Genomic DNA, 15,967 nt, shown 5'->3' on the forward strand with positions numbered 1-15,967 from the left:
ATGGCAGAGATCATCATCCTATTCACCGGTTGGGGTGATTTACGCCTTTCCGTGTATCTTGTGCCGATTATGATCCACTTCCTGTGACGAACAGTCAGAACACCCGAACGGCCCAGGGCGCGGCCGACGTGGTCATCCTCGGCGCCGGGCCCGCCGGGCTCCTGCTCGGCAACCTCCTCCAGCGGAACGGGATCGACTGCGTCGTCCTGGAACGTGCCGACTGCGTGCACGTCCAGACCCGGGCGCGCGCCGGCTTCCTCGCCGCCGACACCGTCCGGACCCTGGACCGCCACGGCCTCGCCGAGGGCCTGCACCGGCGCGGCCACAAGCACGGCAGCTGCGAATTCCGCACCGACAGCGGCCGCTTCCGCCTGGACTACGGCAGCCTCGGCCGGGGCGAGCAGCACACCGTCTATCCGCAGCAGGATCTGGTCACCGACCTGTTGACCCAGTACCTGGACGCCGGCGGTCGGGTCCACTTCGAGACCGAGGCGCTGGCCGTGCTCGACGCGTCCGGCCCGCGCCCATCGGTCGCCGTGCGCGGGGCGGACGGCCACCCCGGCCGGTGGCGGGCCGCATACGTCGCCGGCTGCGACGGCCGCCACGGTGCGGCACGCCGTTCCCTGCCGCCCGAGGCGGTCCGCCACCACCGTGACCACGGTGTCTCCTGGCTCGGCCTGCTCGTCGAGGCGCCGCCGAGCCTCGATGCCGTTGCCTACGCGGTGCACGCTCGGGGGTTCGCCGGGCACATGGCGCGCACCCCGGAGATCACGCGCTACTACCTGCAGTGCGAACGCGGCACCCCGGCCGACGCCTGGTCCGACGACCAGATCTGGGACGAGCTCGACGTACGGATGCGCGCCGGGGACTACGGGCCGCTGAACCGGGGTCGGATCCTCCAACGCGCCGTCGTCGACCTCGAATCCGACGTCATCGAACCACTGCGCCACGGCTCGCTCCTCCTGGCCGGCGACGCGGCGGGCCTGATCAGCCCGTCCGCCGCGAAGGGCGCCAACCTCGCGGTGCTGGAGGCGGAGATCCTCGCCCGCGCCTGATCGACGACCTCGCGCACGGCGACGGCGACGCCCTGGCCCGCTACTCGGCCCAGGCCCTGGCACACATCTGGCGGGCGCAGGAGTTCTCGCAGTGGATGATCCAGCTGCTGCACCGCCCGCCCGGCTCGGACGGCGAATCGCTGTTCCGCGACTCCCTGCGACGTTCGCGGATCGAGTCGCTGCGCACCTCGCGCACCCACCAGGACTGGTTCGCCGAGAACTACGTCGGCCTGTGAGCCGACGGCCCGAGCGCCGGACCCCGGGCGTGGGGCCTGGGCGTCGGGGCCCGAGCACCGGACCGGCCCCGAGCGTGGGACCCGGGCACTGAACACCGCACACCGCGCAACGCACACCGAGCATCAAGCACCGAGCACCGAGCACCGAGCATCAAGCACCGGAACGAGGACCCCTCCGCCATGACGACGACGCCCCCGGACGATGTGACCCGCCTCCGCGCGACGGCCGCATTCGTCAGGGAACAGGACAGCACCACCCTGCTCAGGCTCCTGCTGCCCGGCATCCAGGGCCCGGAACTGCGGGCGCTGGTGGACCACTGCCGCTTCGCACACGCCGCGCTGCTCGTCTTCCCGCCGGACCGGCCGACGCTGCGAGCGGAACTGGCCTCCTGCGGGCTGGCCGTGGACGCGCCGCCGATTCCCAGCGTCGTCGTCCGGGAGCGGCTGGCCCTGCGGCACGGCCGGGACACGGCCGAGCTCGACGTCACGATCCTGCGCCCGCCGGTGCACGGCCCGGACGGGGAGCGCCGGGTGGTCGAGGTGTTCGCGCTGACCGTACCGCCGGGCTCGGAGCTGGCCGGGATCGCCGCGCACGAGCGGGCCCGGCAGCACGAGGCGCACCTCGCCTTCGAGGTCGAGCGCCCGGACCCGCTGGTGCTGCGCGGCCTGTGCGCACTCCTCGCCCGGCACGGCGCGGCCGCCGACGGCGGCGGGTACAACCCGCACGAGGACGGCACGGTCCTCTACTTCACCGCCCCCGCCGAATCGAAGGCCGGGTACCGGCGGGTGGAACTCCACGTGAGCGGCGATCACCCGGACGTGCTCGCCGCGCATCTGGGCGAGCACCGGGCGCACCAGCCGGCCCGGACGCTCCTGCACCTGCTGACCGGAGCATGGACGACACAGGCCCTGGCGGTCTGCGCGCAACTGGGGGTGCCCGACGCCCTGGACACCCGCGCGGGGACCGGCGTCGAGGCACTGGCCGGGCAGGTCGGCGCCCACCCGGAGAGCCTCGCGACGCTTCTGCGCTACCTCGCGATGCTGGACGTGGTGGCGCAGGACGGGGACGGCTTCCGGCTCACCGGGCTCGGCGCGTTGCTGCGTACGGACTCCCCGGGGTCGATGCGGCCGCTGGCCCTGATGTACGGCGGCCCGTTCTACCGTTCCTTCGCCGGCCTCGGACACACCGTGCGGACCGGGCAGCCCGCCTTCGACCATCTCTTCGGCGAGAACCACTTCGACCACTTCGCCCGTCACCCCGAACTGGCGGAGCTGTTCGACCGGTCCATGGCCGCGAGCTCCCGCATGTTCGAACCGATCCCCGCCCACCCGGTCGTCGCGGCCGCCGGCGCGGCACCCGCCCCGATGACCGTCGTCGACGTCGCCGGCGGAAACGGGGAACTGCTCGGGCGCATCCTCACCGCCCACCCGCGCCTGCGTGGCGTCCTGCTCGAACGGCCGCACACCGTCGAGGCCGCCCGCGGGCTGCTGGATGCGAGCGGGTGCGGCGAGCGCTGCACCTACCGGGCGGGTGACTTCGCGGACGTGCCGGCGGGCGCGGACGTCTACGTCCTCTCCCGGGTGCTGCACGACTGGGACGACGCGCGCTGCCGGGAGATCCTGCGCCACTGTGCCCGCGCGATGCCCGCCCACGCCGACCTGCTCATCGTCGAGCGCATGCTGCCCGCCGACGGGTCGGCCTCACTGGCCACCGCGTGGGACCTCCACATGATGTGCAACACCGGCGGCCGGGAACGCCGCGCCGACCACTACGCCCGGTTGCTCGGCGACGCGGGACTCGAACTGGTGGAGTGCTCGCCGCTGCCGCTCGACGCCACCGTCCTGCACGCGCGCAAGGTTGCTGTGCCCAGGCCCGCATCCGCACCCACACCCCGTCAGGCCCCGGTCGCACCCCGCCGGGCCCCGGTCGCGGCGGGAACGGAGCTGGCCACCGTCGTGTGACGGCCGCCGCCCGCGGGGCGACGCGGGGCGACACCCGGGACTGGCCCGCTCCGCCGCCCGCCTGCGCACCGCCGCCCTGACCGCCTGATGCTGCCGGGGCGCTTCGCCGCCTGGCGGAGCCAGCCGACGACGTTCCGATGGCCTCGGCCACCTCGCGTTCCGGCGCAGGGGTGTGTCAGGCCCGATCGGCCCGCCCGAACGCGCTGAGGGCCTACCGGCAATGCCCGGGGAGGAGGAGAAGAGTCGAGGGCCCGCCCGGTTGGGGTGAGCCCTCGATCCCGTGCGGGGCTGGTTGGGTAGCCCGCCGGTGACGCTGCCGACAGATCGGGGCGGCCGATCAGCGTGCCGCGGCTCCCGCCGGCTGAGCGTCGTCCTCGCGATGCTCTGTGGTGGCCGGCTCGGTGGCGGTGGGTGTGGTGTTCCGACTGGTGTTCTGGCTGGCGGTCTGGCTGGCGGTCTGGCACGTGCTGCACGTGTGCCAGTGTGGCCGGGGTCTTGGCTGGTCGGTGTCGGTGAACCGGTGCGGGGCGAGGGTCATCTCGCCGGTGTCCAGGCCGCACAGCGTGTGCGGACCACAGGCGCCTGAGGCTTCCGCGGGTGCGGCGTGCACGCGGCGTACCGGGTTCTCCGGGTCCGCTGGCGTGCGGTCGGGGCCGAGGACCCGAACATTGCTTGGCATATCCATCTCCAGCACGACGACGATTTCCATCCCCTCAACGTGGCCGCCGGGTCGGTCCGCCGCACCCGCACGGTGGCATCCGGACCAGCCGGACCACCCCCCGGCCCCCGAAGGCGACCGGGAGTCATGGCTTCATCCCCGAGCTGCAGGGCCCGCACGAGGAGTCCGCGCCTTACGTCGAGTCGCTCGGGGTCAGCCACTGGTCGTCGCGGGCCTGCCTGTGAGGCGTCCGGCGGTCGTGAAGGACCGGTGTGACGAGGTCGAGGCGGTCCACGCCTGCCGGATGGAACGCGGACGGAGGGGCCCATGCTTGCAAATGCTGCGCGCATGCAACTATTGTCAGATCAGATAAAGCCTGCCTGCAACGTTATGAACGGCATCCCCGCCCCACCAGGAGATCCGCCATGAACACCACCCTCTTCAGCCCGTACACCCTGCGGTCGCTGACCATTCCCAACCGGATCTGGATGCCGGCGATGTGCCAGTACAGCGCCGCGCCGGACGGTGACGCGGCCGGCGTGCCGACGGACTGGCACTTCGCCCACCTGGCGGCGCGTGCCACCGGCGGCACGGGGCTGATCATCACGGAGGCCACGGCCGTCAGCCCCGAGGGGCGCATCAGCCCGTACGACCTGGGCATCTGGAACGACGCGCAGGTCGCTGCATTCCGGCGGATCACCTCCTTCCTCAAGGCGCAGGGCACCGTTGCGGCCGTCCAGCTCGCCCACGCCGGGCGCAAGGCGTCCACCGAGCGGACCTGGGTGGAGCGCGGGCGCGCCGTTGCCGCGGACGAGGCCCACGGCTGGACTCCGGTGGGCCCCAGCGCCGTACCCTTCAGCCCCGCGCACACCACGCCCGACGAGCTGACCGAGGAGCAGATCGGCGGGATCGTGCGGCAGTTCGCCGACGCCGCCCGGCGCGCGCTGGACGCCGGGTTCCAGGTCGCCGAGATCCACGGCGCCCACGGCTACCTGATCCACCAGTTCCTCTCCCCGAGCACCAACCACCGCACCGACGCCTACGGTGGCTCCTTCGAGGGCCGCGTCCGCTTCGCCCTGGAGGTCGTGGACGCCGTTCGCGCGGTGTGGCCGCAGGAGCAGCCGGTCTTCTTCCGCATCTCCGCGACCGACTGGCTCACGGAGAACCTGCAGGACGGCCGCGAGGGGTGGACCTCGCAGGACACCGTCCGGCTGGCCAAGGAGCTCATGGCCCACGGCGTGGACCTGATGGACGTCACTACCGGAGGCATCGTCCCTGACGCCCGGGTCGAGGCGGGGCCCGAGTACCAGGTGCCCTTCGCCGAGGCGGTGCGCCGTGAGGCCGGCATGCCCGTGGCAGCCGTCGGATTGATCACCGACCCCGCCCGGGCCCAGGACATCATCGCCGGCGGCCGGGCCGACGCCGTCCTGATCGGCCGCGAGTTGCTGCGCAACCCGTACTGGGCGCGCCAGGCCGCCGCCGAGCTCGGCGTCCGGGTGCACGTACCCGTCCAGTACCACCGCGCATAGCGACAGCCCGATACGTGGTGCTGCCGATGGGGCGTGCCCGAGGCCGCCGACCGCCACTTCACCCCGGAGTGCCGGCAGCGCACCGACGGGGAGTGGGCCGACCGCGCCGAGTTCCTCGGCCACATCACCCACACTCGAACTGTCGTCGCCGACGGCCACGTCGTGGTCCACGAGGAGCTCTACGACGGCAGCAAGTACGCCGACCGGCACACCGCCCACATCACGAAGACGGACGGCTCCACCGTGCGGATGGAGATGGAGGTGTACGTGTTCGCCGACCTCGGCCGCGACGGCCTGTTCAGCCGGATCGAGGAGACCACGCTGATGCTCGAGGGCTCCGAGACCGACCGCGCCATCGGCAGCGCACGCTGAAACCAACTCCCGCACACGAAGGCAACGGGAGAGCTGCGGACCTGCTCTTCGTCAACGCCGCCATCACGCGCGGCGACATTCCGATCGGCGAGGAGCCGACGCAGATGTTCATCGAGGTCGTGATCACCAACGCGCTCAGCCCGATGCGTGTCGTGGAGACCCTGCGCCCGCTGGTCGCGCCGACCGGGACCATCGGCGTCATGTCCTCCGACCAGGGCAGCATCACCCTGAACACCGACGGCGGGCAGGACCTGTACCGGGCCAGCAAGTCCGCGCTGAACCAGCTGATGCGCAGCTACGCGGCCCGCAACGCCGAGGACACGCGGACGCTGCTGCTCATGGACCCGGGCTGGGTGCGCACCGAACTCGGCGGGCCCGACGCCGATCTCAGCGTCGAGGAGAGCATCCCCGGCGTGACGGAGACGATCGAGCGCCACCGAGGGAAGCCCGGTCTCCACTTCGTCGACCACCGGGGCCAGGTGGTGCCCTGGTAGCCGCCGCCACCGTCGCCCGTAAGCGCGGCCATCAGGCTCAGGGCCTTCGGGAGGCCCACGCATGTCCTTTTCCGGCATCACCCCTACCTGAACCCCACTCACCCGCTGCACAGCCGGTGGCTCCGTGCTCCCGTGCGCTCTTGCACACCCCGGCCGACGCACCCGAATCTGGAGCGGTCCAACGCATCGTTGGTCGATCATCCGGGGGAGAGGGGGCGCGGGTGCCACCGCGTTCACGCACCGTCAGGCGTCGCACGACCAGGAAGCCCAAGAAGACTGCCCGGGCGCTCCTCTATCGGATGGCGCGCCGCCACCCCGCCCGGGCGGCGGCCGGCGTGGTCACGGCCGTCCTGCTGCTCATCGTCGCCGGCAACCCCGGCCTGTGGTGGGTCGCGGCCCTCGCCCTCGCTCTCGCCGCCGCCACCTGGTGGGCCACCCGCCTGTACACCGCGCACCGCGAAGCCACCGCCGGCCACCAGGCCTGGCTCGCCGAACAGGAAAAGCTGCGCCGAGACCAGTCCCTGGCCGCGGTCGACGCGATGACCGGCACCGAGTTCGAACACCACGTCGCCGCCCTGTGCCGCCGCGACGGCCTCACCGGAGTCCACACCGTCGGCGGCCGCGGCGACCTCGGCGCCGACGTCATCGCCCACACGCCCACCGGCGACAAGATCGTCATCCAGTGCAAGCGCTACGCGCCCCACCGGAAAGTCCGTTCAGGGGAGATGCAGACCTTCGTGGGCACCGCCCGCCCCGAGCACCACGCCGACATCGCCGTCTTCGTCGCCTCCTGCGCCTACACCAAGGACGCCGAGCACTACGGACGCAAGCACCGGATCACCCTGGTGAACCGCGACCTGCTCGCCATGTGGAAGAACGGCACCACCCTTGAGGCCATCGTCGCCATGTGGCAGGCGGCCACGCCCCCGCCTCCCCGCAGGACCCCCTCCGCTCCTCGCGGGTAGCGGGTAGGGACAGCCCGGTGCTCCTGCCGGCCCACCGCCTCGCTCGCGACGGCCTGGCGCCTCATGACACGGCGGCACTCAGCCAGGTGGTCCGGTTCTCGTGGTCCTCGGGCGGCAGCCCGGTCTCAAGTCCGTTCTCATCGACGGCGTTGTGGATCCACAATCCGGTATCACCCAGCCCGAGGACGAGCCCGGTCAGGACCCACACCGACGAAACCCGGCCGCTGGTCGGATCGGTCAGACGCAGGTCGTACTCGCTGAACCCGACCCTGGTGACCGTGCGCCCGACAACGTCCTGCAACGCCGGATGCACATCGCGGCGCCACTGCAGCGTCCAGTCGTTCCACCACGTCGGGGCAGTGGCGGTGTCGATCACGTCCCAGGTGGCCGACAGGTCTTCCAACCGGTTCACACACACCACCACCTGCCGGCCACCGATCTCCAGGATGACCGGCAGGTCTGCGAACCACTCATCCTCCTCGACCAGCCACACGCCCCAAGCCCCGGTCACCTGCTGCCCGATCAGCGCCCCGAGCCCAGCGCCCGCATGCGCGGCAACCGCGGCCGGGCTGTTCTGCCACTGCGGCTGCCATCCCTCGATTCCCCACGTCGACTCCATGGGCCCCAGCCCACACCCTCGCCCACCTGCGGCGCCAGCCAGTTTGAACAACTCCCAAGGTGTAGTGGGTGATTTCCCCGGAGGTCGGGGAGGGGTCGGCGGATCTTCACCGTCGCCCGATCCGACGCGATCCGGTGATGTGACGTGGATCATATCGCCGGGGAAAACCGGGAGGCTGCGTGCTCCGTCAGACCAGGACGTGAAACGTTCACCGGCCTCGTTGACCGAGGCGCAGCTGGTCCGGCGGATCTCCCGTGCGGACACCGCGGCCTTCGACGAGTTGTACCGGCGCAGCGCCCCGTGGCTGACGGCGCGCCTGCGTCGGCGCTGCGCGGACGACGAGATCGTCGCCGAGGTCCTGCAGGAGACGTACATGGCGGTGTGGCGGGCAGCTGGGTCCTTCGCCGACAGCATGCGCGGCGAGGAGGCCGGCGGCTGGTTGTGGACGATCGCCGCCCGTCGGCTGGTGGACGCGTTCCGGGTCCGCGGCCGGCACAGCACCCTCCCGCCGGCGTCCGTCGCCCCGGGCCTGGCGCCTTCGGCCGAGCACGAGGTGCTGGACGCCTCGATCGGGGGCGATCTGGGAGCGGCCCTGGACCGGCTGGCCCCCGAGCTGCACCAGGTCCTGACCGCGATGGTGCTCGACGGGCTGACGGTGCGTGAGACCGCCGAGCTGCTGCGGATTCCCGAGGGCACCGTCAAGACCCGCGCCCGCCGTGCCCGCCTCGACATGCGAAAGGCACTGTCATGACTCTGCACGTCCCCCGCGAACTGCTGGTGAGCTACGTGCTGGACCCAGGCGCCGAGGCCGGTCCGAGCGCCGGGGCGCTGTGGACGTTGGAGGCGCATCTGGAAGGGTGCGCCGCCTGCCAGGCCGAACTGAGGGAGGTGTACCTCGCCCACTGCCCGGCCGACACCGCGCTGATGGAGCAGGTGCACGGGCGCCTGTCGGCGACGCTGTCGCCGGTACGCCGCCGACGGTGGCGACGGGTACGGCGCGGACTGGCCCGGTGGGCCGCCCCGGCGCTCGGACCGTGGGTCGCGGCGATCGTCCTCGTCGTTCTCGGCGCCCTGGTCCTGTCGTCGGCCGCCGCGCGGAACTCCCCGGCCCTCCTGCTGCTGGCCCCGGCGATGCCGCTGCTGGGAGTGGCCCTGAGCTGGGGCCCGCACTGCGACCCGGTCCACGAGCTGATCGCCACGACCCCGAGGGCGGGGCTCGGCCTGCTCCTGCGGCGGACCCTGGCCGTGCTGGCCCTCGTGATCCCGGCGCTGGCGGCCGCCGGCTGGATCGCCGGCACCGCACCCGCGCTGGTCCTGTTGCCGGCCCTCGCGCTGACCTGCGCGAGCCTGGTGCTGGGCAGTGTGGTGGGCATCCAGCGCGCCGCGACCGCGTTGGGCGCCGGCTGGGCCCTGTTCGTGGTCGTCCCCGCCGTCGAGGGCGGAACCGTTCCGTCCTACCTGCAGGAGTCCACCGCCCCTGGATGGGCGGCCGCGACCGCGGTCTTCGGCGTCGCCGTCGTCCTGTGCCGCAACGCCTATCTGCACCCCCGTGAGGCCCGCGCGCGCCATCGCTGAACGCCGAATCGTCGTTCACCGCACCGTCGTTCACCTGCACCGCCCTTCACCCACATCGCCCTTCACCCGCACAGCGAGGAGAATTGCCATGCCCGGAACCGGCACCGCGAGCGAGATCGCCCCCACCAGGTACTCCCATCACATCCACGCCCACGCGCTGACCGTGCGGCGCGGCCGCCGCGCCGCGGTCGACGGGATCGACTTGAACCTCGGCATCGGCGTGCACGGCCTGCTCGGCCCCAACGGGGCAGGCAAGACCACCCTGATCCGTACGCTCGCCACCGTTCTGACCCCGCACAGCGGCGACCTGGAACTCCTGGGCAACGCGCGTCGCAGCCGTGGCGAACTGCGCGAACTGCGCCGCCGACTGGGCTACCTGCCGCAAGCCTTCGGGCACTACCGGCGCTTCACGGTGCGCGAGTTCGTCGAGTACATGGCCTGGCTCAAGGAGGTGCCCCGCCGTAGGACCGCCGACGCGGTGCAGCACGCCATCGACCGGGTCGACCTGACCGGCCGGGCCGATGACCGGATGGGCTCGCTCTCCGGTGGCATGCTGCGCCGGGCCGGCATCGCCCAGGCGATCGTCAACGACCCCGACATCCTGCTGCTCGACGAGCCCACGGTCGGCCTGGACCCCGCCCAGCGTATGGAGTTCCGCGCTCTGCTGCGCGACATCGGCGCCCAGTCCTGCGTCCTGGTCTCCACCCACCTCGTCGAGGACGTCGGCGCCGCCTGCGCCGGCGTCGTGCTGATGGACGAGGGCAGCACGGTATTCGCGGGTCACATCGACCACCTCCGTGCCGCGGGAACCGACGCCGACCCGGGCGACAGCGACTTCGAGCGCGGCTACTCCGCCCTCCTGCGCCGGCACCGCGAGGGCAAGGCCGGCGCCCGCGGATAGGCGGCGCCGCACGCTCCCCTTCCGACACCCCTGCATGTCCTGATCCACCCGACTACTGGAGACTGCGATGTTCCGAATGGTGCGCCTGGAGGCGAAGCGCTCGATCGCCCTGGCGCTGTTCCTGGTGCTGGCCGCCCTGACCCGGGTCTTCCTCTGGATGGACGTCCAGCAATGGGCGGCCAGCTGGACCCCCTTGGTCTACTCGATGCGGGGGACCGCCTGGATCGGGCTGCCCGTGGCGCTGGCCGCCGCGATCTGGCACGGCGGGCGGGAGCAGCGCAGCGCGGTCTCCGAGCTGTTCGCCGCCACGCCACGGCCGCGCCCGGTTCGGCTGCTGCCCGCCTTCCTGGTCATCGTCGGCACGGCGGTGCTCGCCGTGGCGGCGATGGTCGGATGGGCAGTGGTGGTGGTCACCGGGCACGCGACCTACAGCGACGGTGAGTGGCCGCTGGGCCTTGCGGTGGGACTGCTCGCCGTTGTCGCCGTCACCCTGCTCGGGCTGGGCATCGGACGTGCGGCGCCCGCGCCGGTCGCGGCGCCGCTGGGCGCGGTGCTGCTGTTCCTGATCCTGACTGTGAGCCAGGCACGGGACGGCCGGCCGGCCAACCGTCTGGTGGACACCGTGCTCCCGATGCTGCCGGTGACGGACGACTTCCACCGGGTACTGCCCTCGTTGTCCGTGGCCCAGGGCATCTGGTTCGCCGCCCTCGGTGCCACCGGCGTGCTGCTGGCAGCTGCGGTCACCACGCGTGCCCGGCTGCTGGCCCTGACGCCGGCCGTGGCCGGGGTGGTCCTCGGGACGCTGGTGGCGCCATCGGGCGCGATCGTCCCCGCCCCGCAGGCCACCGCCCTGGTCTGTGCACCGCACGACAGCCGGATCTGTGTCACCAAGGTGCACAGCAACACGTTGCCCGATCTCATGGCTCCCGCTCAGAAGGTGCTCGACCTCTTCGCCGACGTGCCGGGCGGCCCGAGGCGGGTGCAGGAGGACCCGGTGAGCTGGATGCTCGACGACGGCAAGCCGGCGGCCGACGCCGTGGATCTCGACACGGTCCGCGTCCAGCTCCCGTACCGGACCCAGGAAGGCGGCATCCGGTGGGACCCGGCCACTGTCCTCGCTGTGCTGGTCCAGAACGCCACGGTCGACCTCGGCTGCTATGCCGGGGACCAGGAACGGACCCGCGCGAGCGACGCCTCCGGCGCGATCGTCGCGCTGCTCCTGGACACCCCCACCGACAAGCTGAGCCCGGCCGCCCGCACGGCGTACGACACGCTGCGCGCGCTGCCTGCCCAAGAGCGCCGTCAGCGGGTCGGGGACGTCCGGAAGGCCGGACTGAGCTGCGGGGACCCGCTGGCCGTCGTCATGGGCCAGGGAGCGGGCCGATGACCCCGGACCTGCGCGGCATCGTGCTGCACCTGCGCAGCCGGGGGATCCCGGCGACCGTACTCGTCTTCCTCGCCGCGGCCGGTCTCACCTGGGCCGGGTACCTGCTGGACGATCCGTCGTCGTCTCGCATGGTCGGTCTGATCGCCGCCGTGCTGGGCGTCGCCGCCACCGCCCGCACCCTCGCGGGCCCGGACGAGGAACTGGAACGCGGCACGCCCGTCCCCTGGTGGTTGATCCGCGCCGTCCATGTGATTGCGCTCGGCGCAGGCCTCCTCGGTCTGCTCACCGCCGTCCACCTGATCGCCGGTCAACAGGCGCGCGCCGTGCCCTTCGGCAACCTCGTGCAGGCCGTCCTGGCGCTCACCGCGTTGACCGCCCTCGCCGCGGTGCTCCTCGGGGCCCACGCGGCCTGGGCCCCCTCCATCGGCTGGGCCCTGCTCATGCTGGCGGTGGGACCTCGGATCTCCCTCGGTGGACAGGCACTGACCTGGATGGTTCAGGAACCCCGCACCACCACCTCCACGACAGTGGCCGCCGTCCTGACCGTTGTAGGCGTCGTCGCCTACACCGCGCGCGGGAGCCGCCGGTAACCCGGCCGCGCCCGTCCTCCGGGCGTGGGCGGCAGCGAGCGTGGTGCCGGCGGAGTCGAGGGGACTGTCAGACGGCGGGCGCCGATCGCCGCCCTTCGACGTGCTCCTCACGACCGTGCCGCTCGTGCTGCTCTCCCCGTTCTCACTGTGGTGGGTGGTGGGCGGATACATGATCGCGGGATTCGCGATGATGCCGTTCGACACGCTCCTGCACACCGCGCTGCAACGCCAGTTCCCCCCGTCGGTCCTCGGCCGGGTCAGCTCGGTCGACTGGATGTGCAGCCTCGCCCTGCTGCCGCTCGGCCTGGCCGTCATCGGGCCGCCGGCCGACGCGGTGGGTCGCACGACCGTACTCGTCGTCGCCGCGGTCGTACAGCTCGGCGCCGCACGTCCATCCGCTCTGACCATCCGCCGGAGCGTACGGTGCCGGGCGATCCGCAGCGGACCGCCCGGCACCTACGCTCCCGGGCTCTGCGGGACGTCCTTGACGAACACGATGCCGTCGCTGTCCGCCAAGTGGGCCGGGTCGAGCGGGGCGTAGCCGAACCAGGGGGACACGCGGGGCGCGGGCCGGGTGCCGCCGAGGGCGGTGGCCAGCCGCGGGGCGTCGATGACGCAGCGGTCCTGCGGGAGCGCGTACAGGAGTCCTTCGACGGTGTCCGGGGGCGGGGTGTCCACTCCCCGGTGCCGGATCGTGCCGAGGGCCGTGGCCACGAAGGCGTACCCCTCGCCGAGCCGGGCGCTCACCAGCGCACCGGCGCTCCACCACTCCAGCGGCATCCCGCCCATCCGCATCGTGCTCTTCTCCCGCTGGAGATGGGAGTTGTGGGCGTGGACGAGTGCCGGGCCCCGAGCGGCGACGGCGAGGAGGTTGTGGGCCATCATCTGGTCGCGCAGGCCCACCAGCCGGGTCATCCGGGCCGGCGAGGTGTCGGCCATCCAGTGGTGGTAGCGCAGCAGGCCGGCGGCGGTACGCCCGTACAGGCGTGCCCGGTCCCAGCTGTCCGGCGTGGTCGCTGCGGTCAGGTGCGGAGTCTGCGCGTCGAGCAGCGCCACCAGATCGTCGGCGATCAGCCGCAACCGACCGGCCTCGGCCGACTGTCCGACGGACTGCGACGGGTCCGTCATCGCGGCGGGATCGGTCCACCGGTCGTCGGCGCCGAGCAGGCGGTCGAGTGTTTTCGCGGTACAGGGGAGCAGGGCCGCGTCCACCCGGGCCGCGAGGTAGCCGTGGAGTGCGGTGAGGGCCTGCCGGGGGCTCGCGGCGCCGGTGATCTCCAGCGGGCCGTCGAAGCCGGCGAAGCGGAGCCGATCGGACGCGGGCCGACCTTCGTTGTACGCCCGTGCCCAGCGCACGAGTTCGCGGTTGGCCGCGGACGCGCCCCACCCGTGGCTGAATCCGCGCGCCATCACCTCGTCGAGGGCGCCCGTGCCCGAGGTGACGTGGTCGTCCACGACCAGGCCCATCAGGCAGTCGCTCTCGATCGCGATCGTCCGGTAGCCCTCCTGTTCGACGAGCTGTCGGAAGAGCTCGTTGCGCAGGTCGAGCAGGGTGTCCTCGCCGTGGGTGGGCTCGCCGAGGGCGAGCAGCCGGGGTCGGGCCGGGAGCAGCCTCATGACGGCGGCAGCTTCGACGGCATGGGCTGTGTCCTTGATGTCAGTCGCCATGCCTTCAACGCTATCGCTGAACCTTCGGTTGAGACTTTGCCGCGATATCGTCGGTTCCATGGGGCGAAACCTTCAAAACGGCGAGAGACTCAGGCCGGTTGATCTGGCGCGCGGGCACGGTCTGTCCACGCAGGCGATCCGGAACTACGAGGAGGCCGGCATCCTCCCGGCTGCCGGTCGCACACTCCACGGCTACCGCACCTACACCCCGCTGCACGCGGGGGCCCTGCGCGCGTTCGTCGCCCTGCTGCCCGGCCACGGCCACCAGACCGCGACGTCGATCATGCGGGCCGTCAACCAGGGTGCGGCCGACGAGGCGTTCCGCCTCATCGACGAGAGCCACGCCCAGCTCCTCGACGACCGGCGGACCCTCCAGGCCGTGGAGAACGCCCTCCGCGACCTGGAACCCACCACGGTGCCCGAGCGCGGTGCGGGGTCCGGACCGGCCGCGGTGCCCGAGCCGGCCGCGGTGTCCGGGCCCGGCGGCACGTTCATCGGCCCGCTGGCAGGGAAGCTCGGCATCCGGCCCGCGACGCTGCGCAAATGGGAGCGCGCCGGGCTGGTGCGCCCGCGCCGCGACCCGCAGACCGGGTACCGCGTCTACGACGAGGCCGACGTACGGGACGCCCGGCTCGCCCACCAGCTCAGGCGGGGCGGCTACCTGCTGGAGCAGATCGCCCCGCTGATCACCCAGGTCCGGGCGGCCGGCGGGCTGGAACCGCTGGAGGCCGCGCTGTCCGACTGGCACGGCCGGCTGTCCGCCCGAGGGCGGGCGATGCTCACCGGGGCCGCAGAGCTGGAGGCGTACCTCCGCGAGCGCGAATGAGACCTCGGTCGCCGGCCGAAGACGGGCGTTGAGGAGTACGAGGGCGTTGAGGACCAGGCCGAGGGCGCCGATCTGGTCTTCTCCGAACCAGCCCGGCGGCGCGGGTCGACAAGGGGCTTGGCCGCTGTCGGCGCGGTTGTCCGTGGCGGGGTGGCAGGCTCCCGGACAATCGCCTGACCGGTCCGTTTGCGCTCGGCGGAGCGTTCATCGGCCCCGCCGGGCGGCGAGCGCGCCGGTGCGTGGCGGATCGGCTGAGATGGCGAGCAGGTCGGATCGGGGCGGCCGATATCGGAGTCGGTCTGCTCGGTCCCTCCCTTGAGCTGCCCCTGCGGGCGTGCGGCACTACCCGCCCCGTGTCTCTGCTTTGTCCGCGGCCAAACGGGGTTGTCCGCCGTTCACCTGGCCCTCGGCCGGATTCTTGTTGATGGACAATCAAACCTGTCGCACGGTGGGACCTCCGCCGGATCGTCGGCTGTCGGGCCCCGTGATGGGGACCCGCCAGACCCCCGGGGCCCGGCACCGAACTCCCATCAGAAAGGCACCCACATGCGCATACGTGCGGCTGTAGTCGCTCTCTCCGCCGCGGCGACCTCGTTCGTTGCCTTCGCTCCGGCGGCACACGCCGACACCCCCTCCTCGCGCTGTCTGGTGGTGGAGCCGGCGACCCAGGCCTTCTGCTACTTCTACAACAGTGGTCAGAACGGTGCCGTGCGGGGCTGGGACATGAGTTACTTCGACGGGTACTCCAACATCGACAACGCGCCCGGGGACACGGCGTACTTCGTCCTCGGAAGCGGCGCCGGCTCCGGCGTTCGCGTGAAGAACCACGCCGCGTCCGCGGCGTACCAGCGTCCGGGGAACTGCAGTGGGTGGGTCCGTTCCTACTTCGACAGCAATTGGGCCGGCGTCTACGACGAGATCGCCGCCTGCACCGGCAGGAACCTCGTGAAGACGAAGAACGAGAACGCGTCCTTCAAGAAGTTCAACTGACGCGGAGTGGGGGGGGGGGGGGGGGGGGGGGGGGGGGGGGGGGGGGGGACACAAAGCCCGGGGACGGGCCCATACACAACAAAGGAGGGGGCGGGGGGAAGAGGAGTGATTGCCCGCCTTTTTCCGCCTCCCTTTCCTTC

15 protein-coding genes and 2 pseudogenes are annotated in these 15,967 nt (G+C 72.2%); 14 read left to right on the forward strand and 3 right to left on the reverse strand.

Going from position 1 to position 15,967, the window contains the following annotated elements:
* Positions 1-128 precede the first annotated feature (128 nt).
* Both ACZ6NC_RS00825 and ACZ6NC_RS00830 read left to right on the forward strand, forming a co-directional pair.
* A pseudogene (locus tag ACZ6NC_RS00825) lies at positions 129-1,291 on the forward strand (4-hydroxybenzoate 3-monooxygenase).
* Between the two features lie 180 nt (positions 1,292-1,471).
* On the forward strand, positions 1,472-3,253 hold the full coding sequence (locus ACZ6NC_RS00830; protein WP_465727510.1) for a methyltransferase: 1,782 nt from the start codon (positions 1,472-1,474) through the stop codon (positions 3,251-3,253).
* 337 nt (positions 3,254-3,590) lie between these two features.
* Here the strand turns inward: ACZ6NC_RS00830 and ACZ6NC_RS00835 are convergent, their stop codons facing one another.
* Positions 3,591-3,962, reverse strand: coding sequence for a hypothetical protein (locus ACZ6NC_RS00835; RefSeq protein WP_465727512.1), 372 nt, complete (start codon positions 3,960-3,962; stop codon positions 3,591-3,593).
* A gap of 374 nt (positions 3,963-4,336) precedes the next feature.
* Between ACZ6NC_RS00835 and ACZ6NC_RS00840 the strand changes: the two genes are divergently transcribed.
* The 4 genes and pseudogenes from ACZ6NC_RS00840 to ACZ6NC_RS00855 all read left to right on the forward strand — a co-directional run bounded on the left by ACZ6NC_RS00840 (position 4,337) and on the right by ACZ6NC_RS00855 (position 7,271).
* Positions 4,337-5,440 carry an NADH:flavin oxidoreductase/NADH oxidase gene (locus ACZ6NC_RS00840; RefSeq protein WP_465727514.1) on the forward strand — a complete coding sequence of 368 codons (1,104 nt, stop codon included), beginning with the start codon at positions 4,337-4,339 and terminating at the stop codon, positions 5,438-5,440.
* 33 nt (positions 5,441-5,473) lie between these two features.
* On the forward strand, positions 5,474-5,812 hold the full coding sequence (locus ACZ6NC_RS00845) for a nuclear transport factor 2 family protein (protein WP_465727516.1): 339 nt from the start codon (positions 5,474-5,476) through the stop codon (positions 5,810-5,812).
* Between the two features lie 29 nt (positions 5,813-5,841).
* Positions 5,842-6,306, forward strand: a pseudogene (locus ACZ6NC_RS00850) (SDR family oxidoreductase); the annotation flags it as partial.
* A gap of 299 nt (positions 6,307-6,605) precedes the next feature.
* The gene (locus ACZ6NC_RS00855) at positions 6,606-7,271 is read left to right on the forward strand and encodes a restriction endonuclease (RefSeq protein ID WP_465727518.1); all 666 of its coding nucleotides are present in this window, start codon (positions 6,606-6,608) and stop codon (positions 7,269-7,271) included.
* Between the two features lie 61 nt (positions 7,272-7,332).
* Here the strand turns inward: ACZ6NC_RS00855 and ACZ6NC_RS00860 are convergent, their stop codons facing one another.
* On the reverse strand, positions 7,333-7,890 hold the full coding sequence (locus ACZ6NC_RS00860) for a hypothetical protein (protein ID WP_465727520.1): 558 nt from the start codon (positions 7,888-7,890) through the stop codon (positions 7,333-7,335).
* Positions 7,891-8,110: 220 nt separating this feature from the next.
* On the opposite strand from ACZ6NC_RS00860, the gene ACZ6NC_RS00865 reads away from it, so the two are divergent.
* The 6 genes from ACZ6NC_RS00865 (at position 8,111) to ACZ6NC_RS00890 (ending at position 12,884) form a co-directional block, all read left to right on the forward strand.
* Positions 8,111-8,641: an RNA polymerase sigma factor gene (locus ACZ6NC_RS00865; protein ID WP_465727522.1), complete on the forward strand. Its 531-nt coding sequence runs from the start codon at positions 8,111-8,113 to the stop codon at positions 8,639-8,641.
* Positions 8,638-9,465 carry a zf-HC2 domain-containing protein gene (locus ACZ6NC_RS00870; RefSeq protein ID WP_465727524.1) on the forward strand — a complete coding sequence of 276 codons (828 nt, stop codon included), beginning with the start codon at positions 8,638-8,640 and terminating at the stop codon, positions 9,463-9,465. The genes ACZ6NC_RS00865 and ACZ6NC_RS00870 overlap by 4 nt, the downstream gene beginning before the upstream one ends.
* Before the next feature lie 88 nt (positions 9,466-9,553).
* Positions 9,554-10,366: an ATP-binding cassette domain-containing protein gene (locus ACZ6NC_RS00875; protein WP_465727526.1), complete on the forward strand. Its 813-nt coding sequence runs from the start codon at positions 9,554-9,556 to the stop codon at positions 10,364-10,366.
* A 67-nt stretch (positions 10,367-10,433) separates the two neighbouring features.
* The gene (locus tag ACZ6NC_RS00880; RefSeq protein WP_465727528.1) at positions 10,434-11,753 is read left to right on the forward strand and encodes a hypothetical protein; all 1,320 of its coding nucleotides are present in this window, start codon (positions 10,434-10,436) and stop codon (positions 11,751-11,753) included.
* Positions 11,750-12,343 (forward strand): hypothetical protein, encoded by a 594-nt coding sequence (locus ACZ6NC_RS00885; RefSeq protein ID WP_465727530.1) that lies wholly within the window; start codon positions 11,750-11,752, stop codon positions 12,341-12,343. Before ACZ6NC_RS00880 ends, ACZ6NC_RS00885 begins: the two co-directional genes overlap by 4 nt.
* 100 nt (positions 12,344-12,443) lie before the next feature.
* Positions 12,444-12,884: a hypothetical protein gene (locus tag ACZ6NC_RS00890; RefSeq protein ID WP_465727532.1), complete on the forward strand. Its 441-nt coding sequence runs from the start codon at positions 12,444-12,446 to the stop codon at positions 12,882-12,884.
* Here ACZ6NC_RS00890 and ACZ6NC_RS00895 read toward each other — a convergent pair.
* Positions 12,800-14,011, reverse strand: a complete 1,212-nt coding sequence (locus tag ACZ6NC_RS00895; RefSeq protein ID WP_465727534.1) for an erythromycin esterase family protein — start codon at positions 14,009-14,011, stop codon at positions 12,800-12,802. The two genes, ACZ6NC_RS00890 and ACZ6NC_RS00895, sit on opposite strands and share 85 nt — an antisense overlap.
* 58 nt (positions 14,012-14,069) lie before the next feature.
* Here ACZ6NC_RS00895 and ACZ6NC_RS00900 point away from each other — a divergent pair, with 58 nt between their 5' ends.
* Together ACZ6NC_RS00900 and ACZ6NC_RS00905 are read left to right on the forward strand one after the other, a co-directional pair.
* Complete coding sequence (locus ACZ6NC_RS00900; RefSeq protein WP_465727536.1) at positions 14,070-14,837, forward strand: TioE family transcriptional regulator; 768 nt, start codon at positions 14,070-14,072, stop codon at positions 14,835-14,837.
* Between the two features lie 546 nt (positions 14,838-15,383).
* Positions 15,384-15,827 carry a hypothetical protein gene (locus ACZ6NC_RS00905; protein WP_465727538.1) on the forward strand — a complete coding sequence of 148 codons (444 nt, stop codon included), beginning with the start codon at positions 15,384-15,386 and terminating at the stop codon, positions 15,825-15,827.
* Positions 15,828-15,967: the final 140 nt, after the last annotated feature.

The sequence above is a fragment of the Kitasatospora sp. NPDC041988 genome, from assembly GCF_055588525.1.

Coding starts and splice junctions, on each gene's coding strand:
- ACZ6NC_RS00830 (WP_465727510.1), top strand. CDS start 1,472: ATGACGACGACGCCCCCGGACGATGTGACCCGCCTCCGCGCGACGGCC.
- ACZ6NC_RS00835 (WP_465727512.1), bottom strand. CDS start 3,962: ATGGAAATCGTCGTCGTGCTGGAGATGGATATGCCAAGCAATGTTCGG.
- ACZ6NC_RS00840 (WP_465727514.1), top strand. CDS start 4,337: ATGAACACCACCCTCTTCAGCCCGTACACCCTGCGGTCGCTGACCATT.
- ACZ6NC_RS00855 (WP_465727518.1), top strand. CDS start 6,606: ATGGCGCGCCGCCACCCCGCCCGGGCGGCGGCCGGCGTGGTCACGGCC.
- ACZ6NC_RS00860 (WP_465727520.1), bottom strand. CDS start 7,890: ATGGAGTCGACGTGGGGAATCGAGGGATGGCAGCCGCAGTGGCAGAAC.
- ACZ6NC_RS00870 (WP_465727524.1), top strand. CDS start 8,638: ATGACTCTGCACGTCCCCCGCGAACTGCTGGTGAGCTACGTGCTGGAC.
- ACZ6NC_RS00875 (WP_465727526.1), top strand. CDS start 9,554: ATGCCCGGAACCGGCACCGCGAGCGAGATCGCCCCCACCAGGTACTCC.
- ACZ6NC_RS00880 (WP_465727528.1), top strand. CDS start 10,434: ATGTTCCGAATGGTGCGCCTGGAGGCGAAGCGCTCGATCGCCCTGGCG.
- ACZ6NC_RS00885 (WP_465727530.1), top strand. CDS start 11,750: ATGACCCCGGACCTGCGCGGCATCGTGCTGCACCTGCGCAGCCGGGGG.
- ACZ6NC_RS00895 (WP_465727534.1), bottom strand. CDS start 14,011: ATGGCGACTGACATCAAGGACACAGCCCATGCCGTCGAAGCTGCCGCC.
- ACZ6NC_RS00900 (WP_465727536.1), top strand. CDS start 14,070: ATGGGGCGAAACCTTCAAAACGGCGAGAGACTCAGGCCGGTTGATCTG.
- ACZ6NC_RS00905 (WP_465727538.1), top strand. CDS start 15,384: ATGCGCATACGTGCGGCTGTAGTCGCTCTCTCCGCCGCGGCGACCTCG.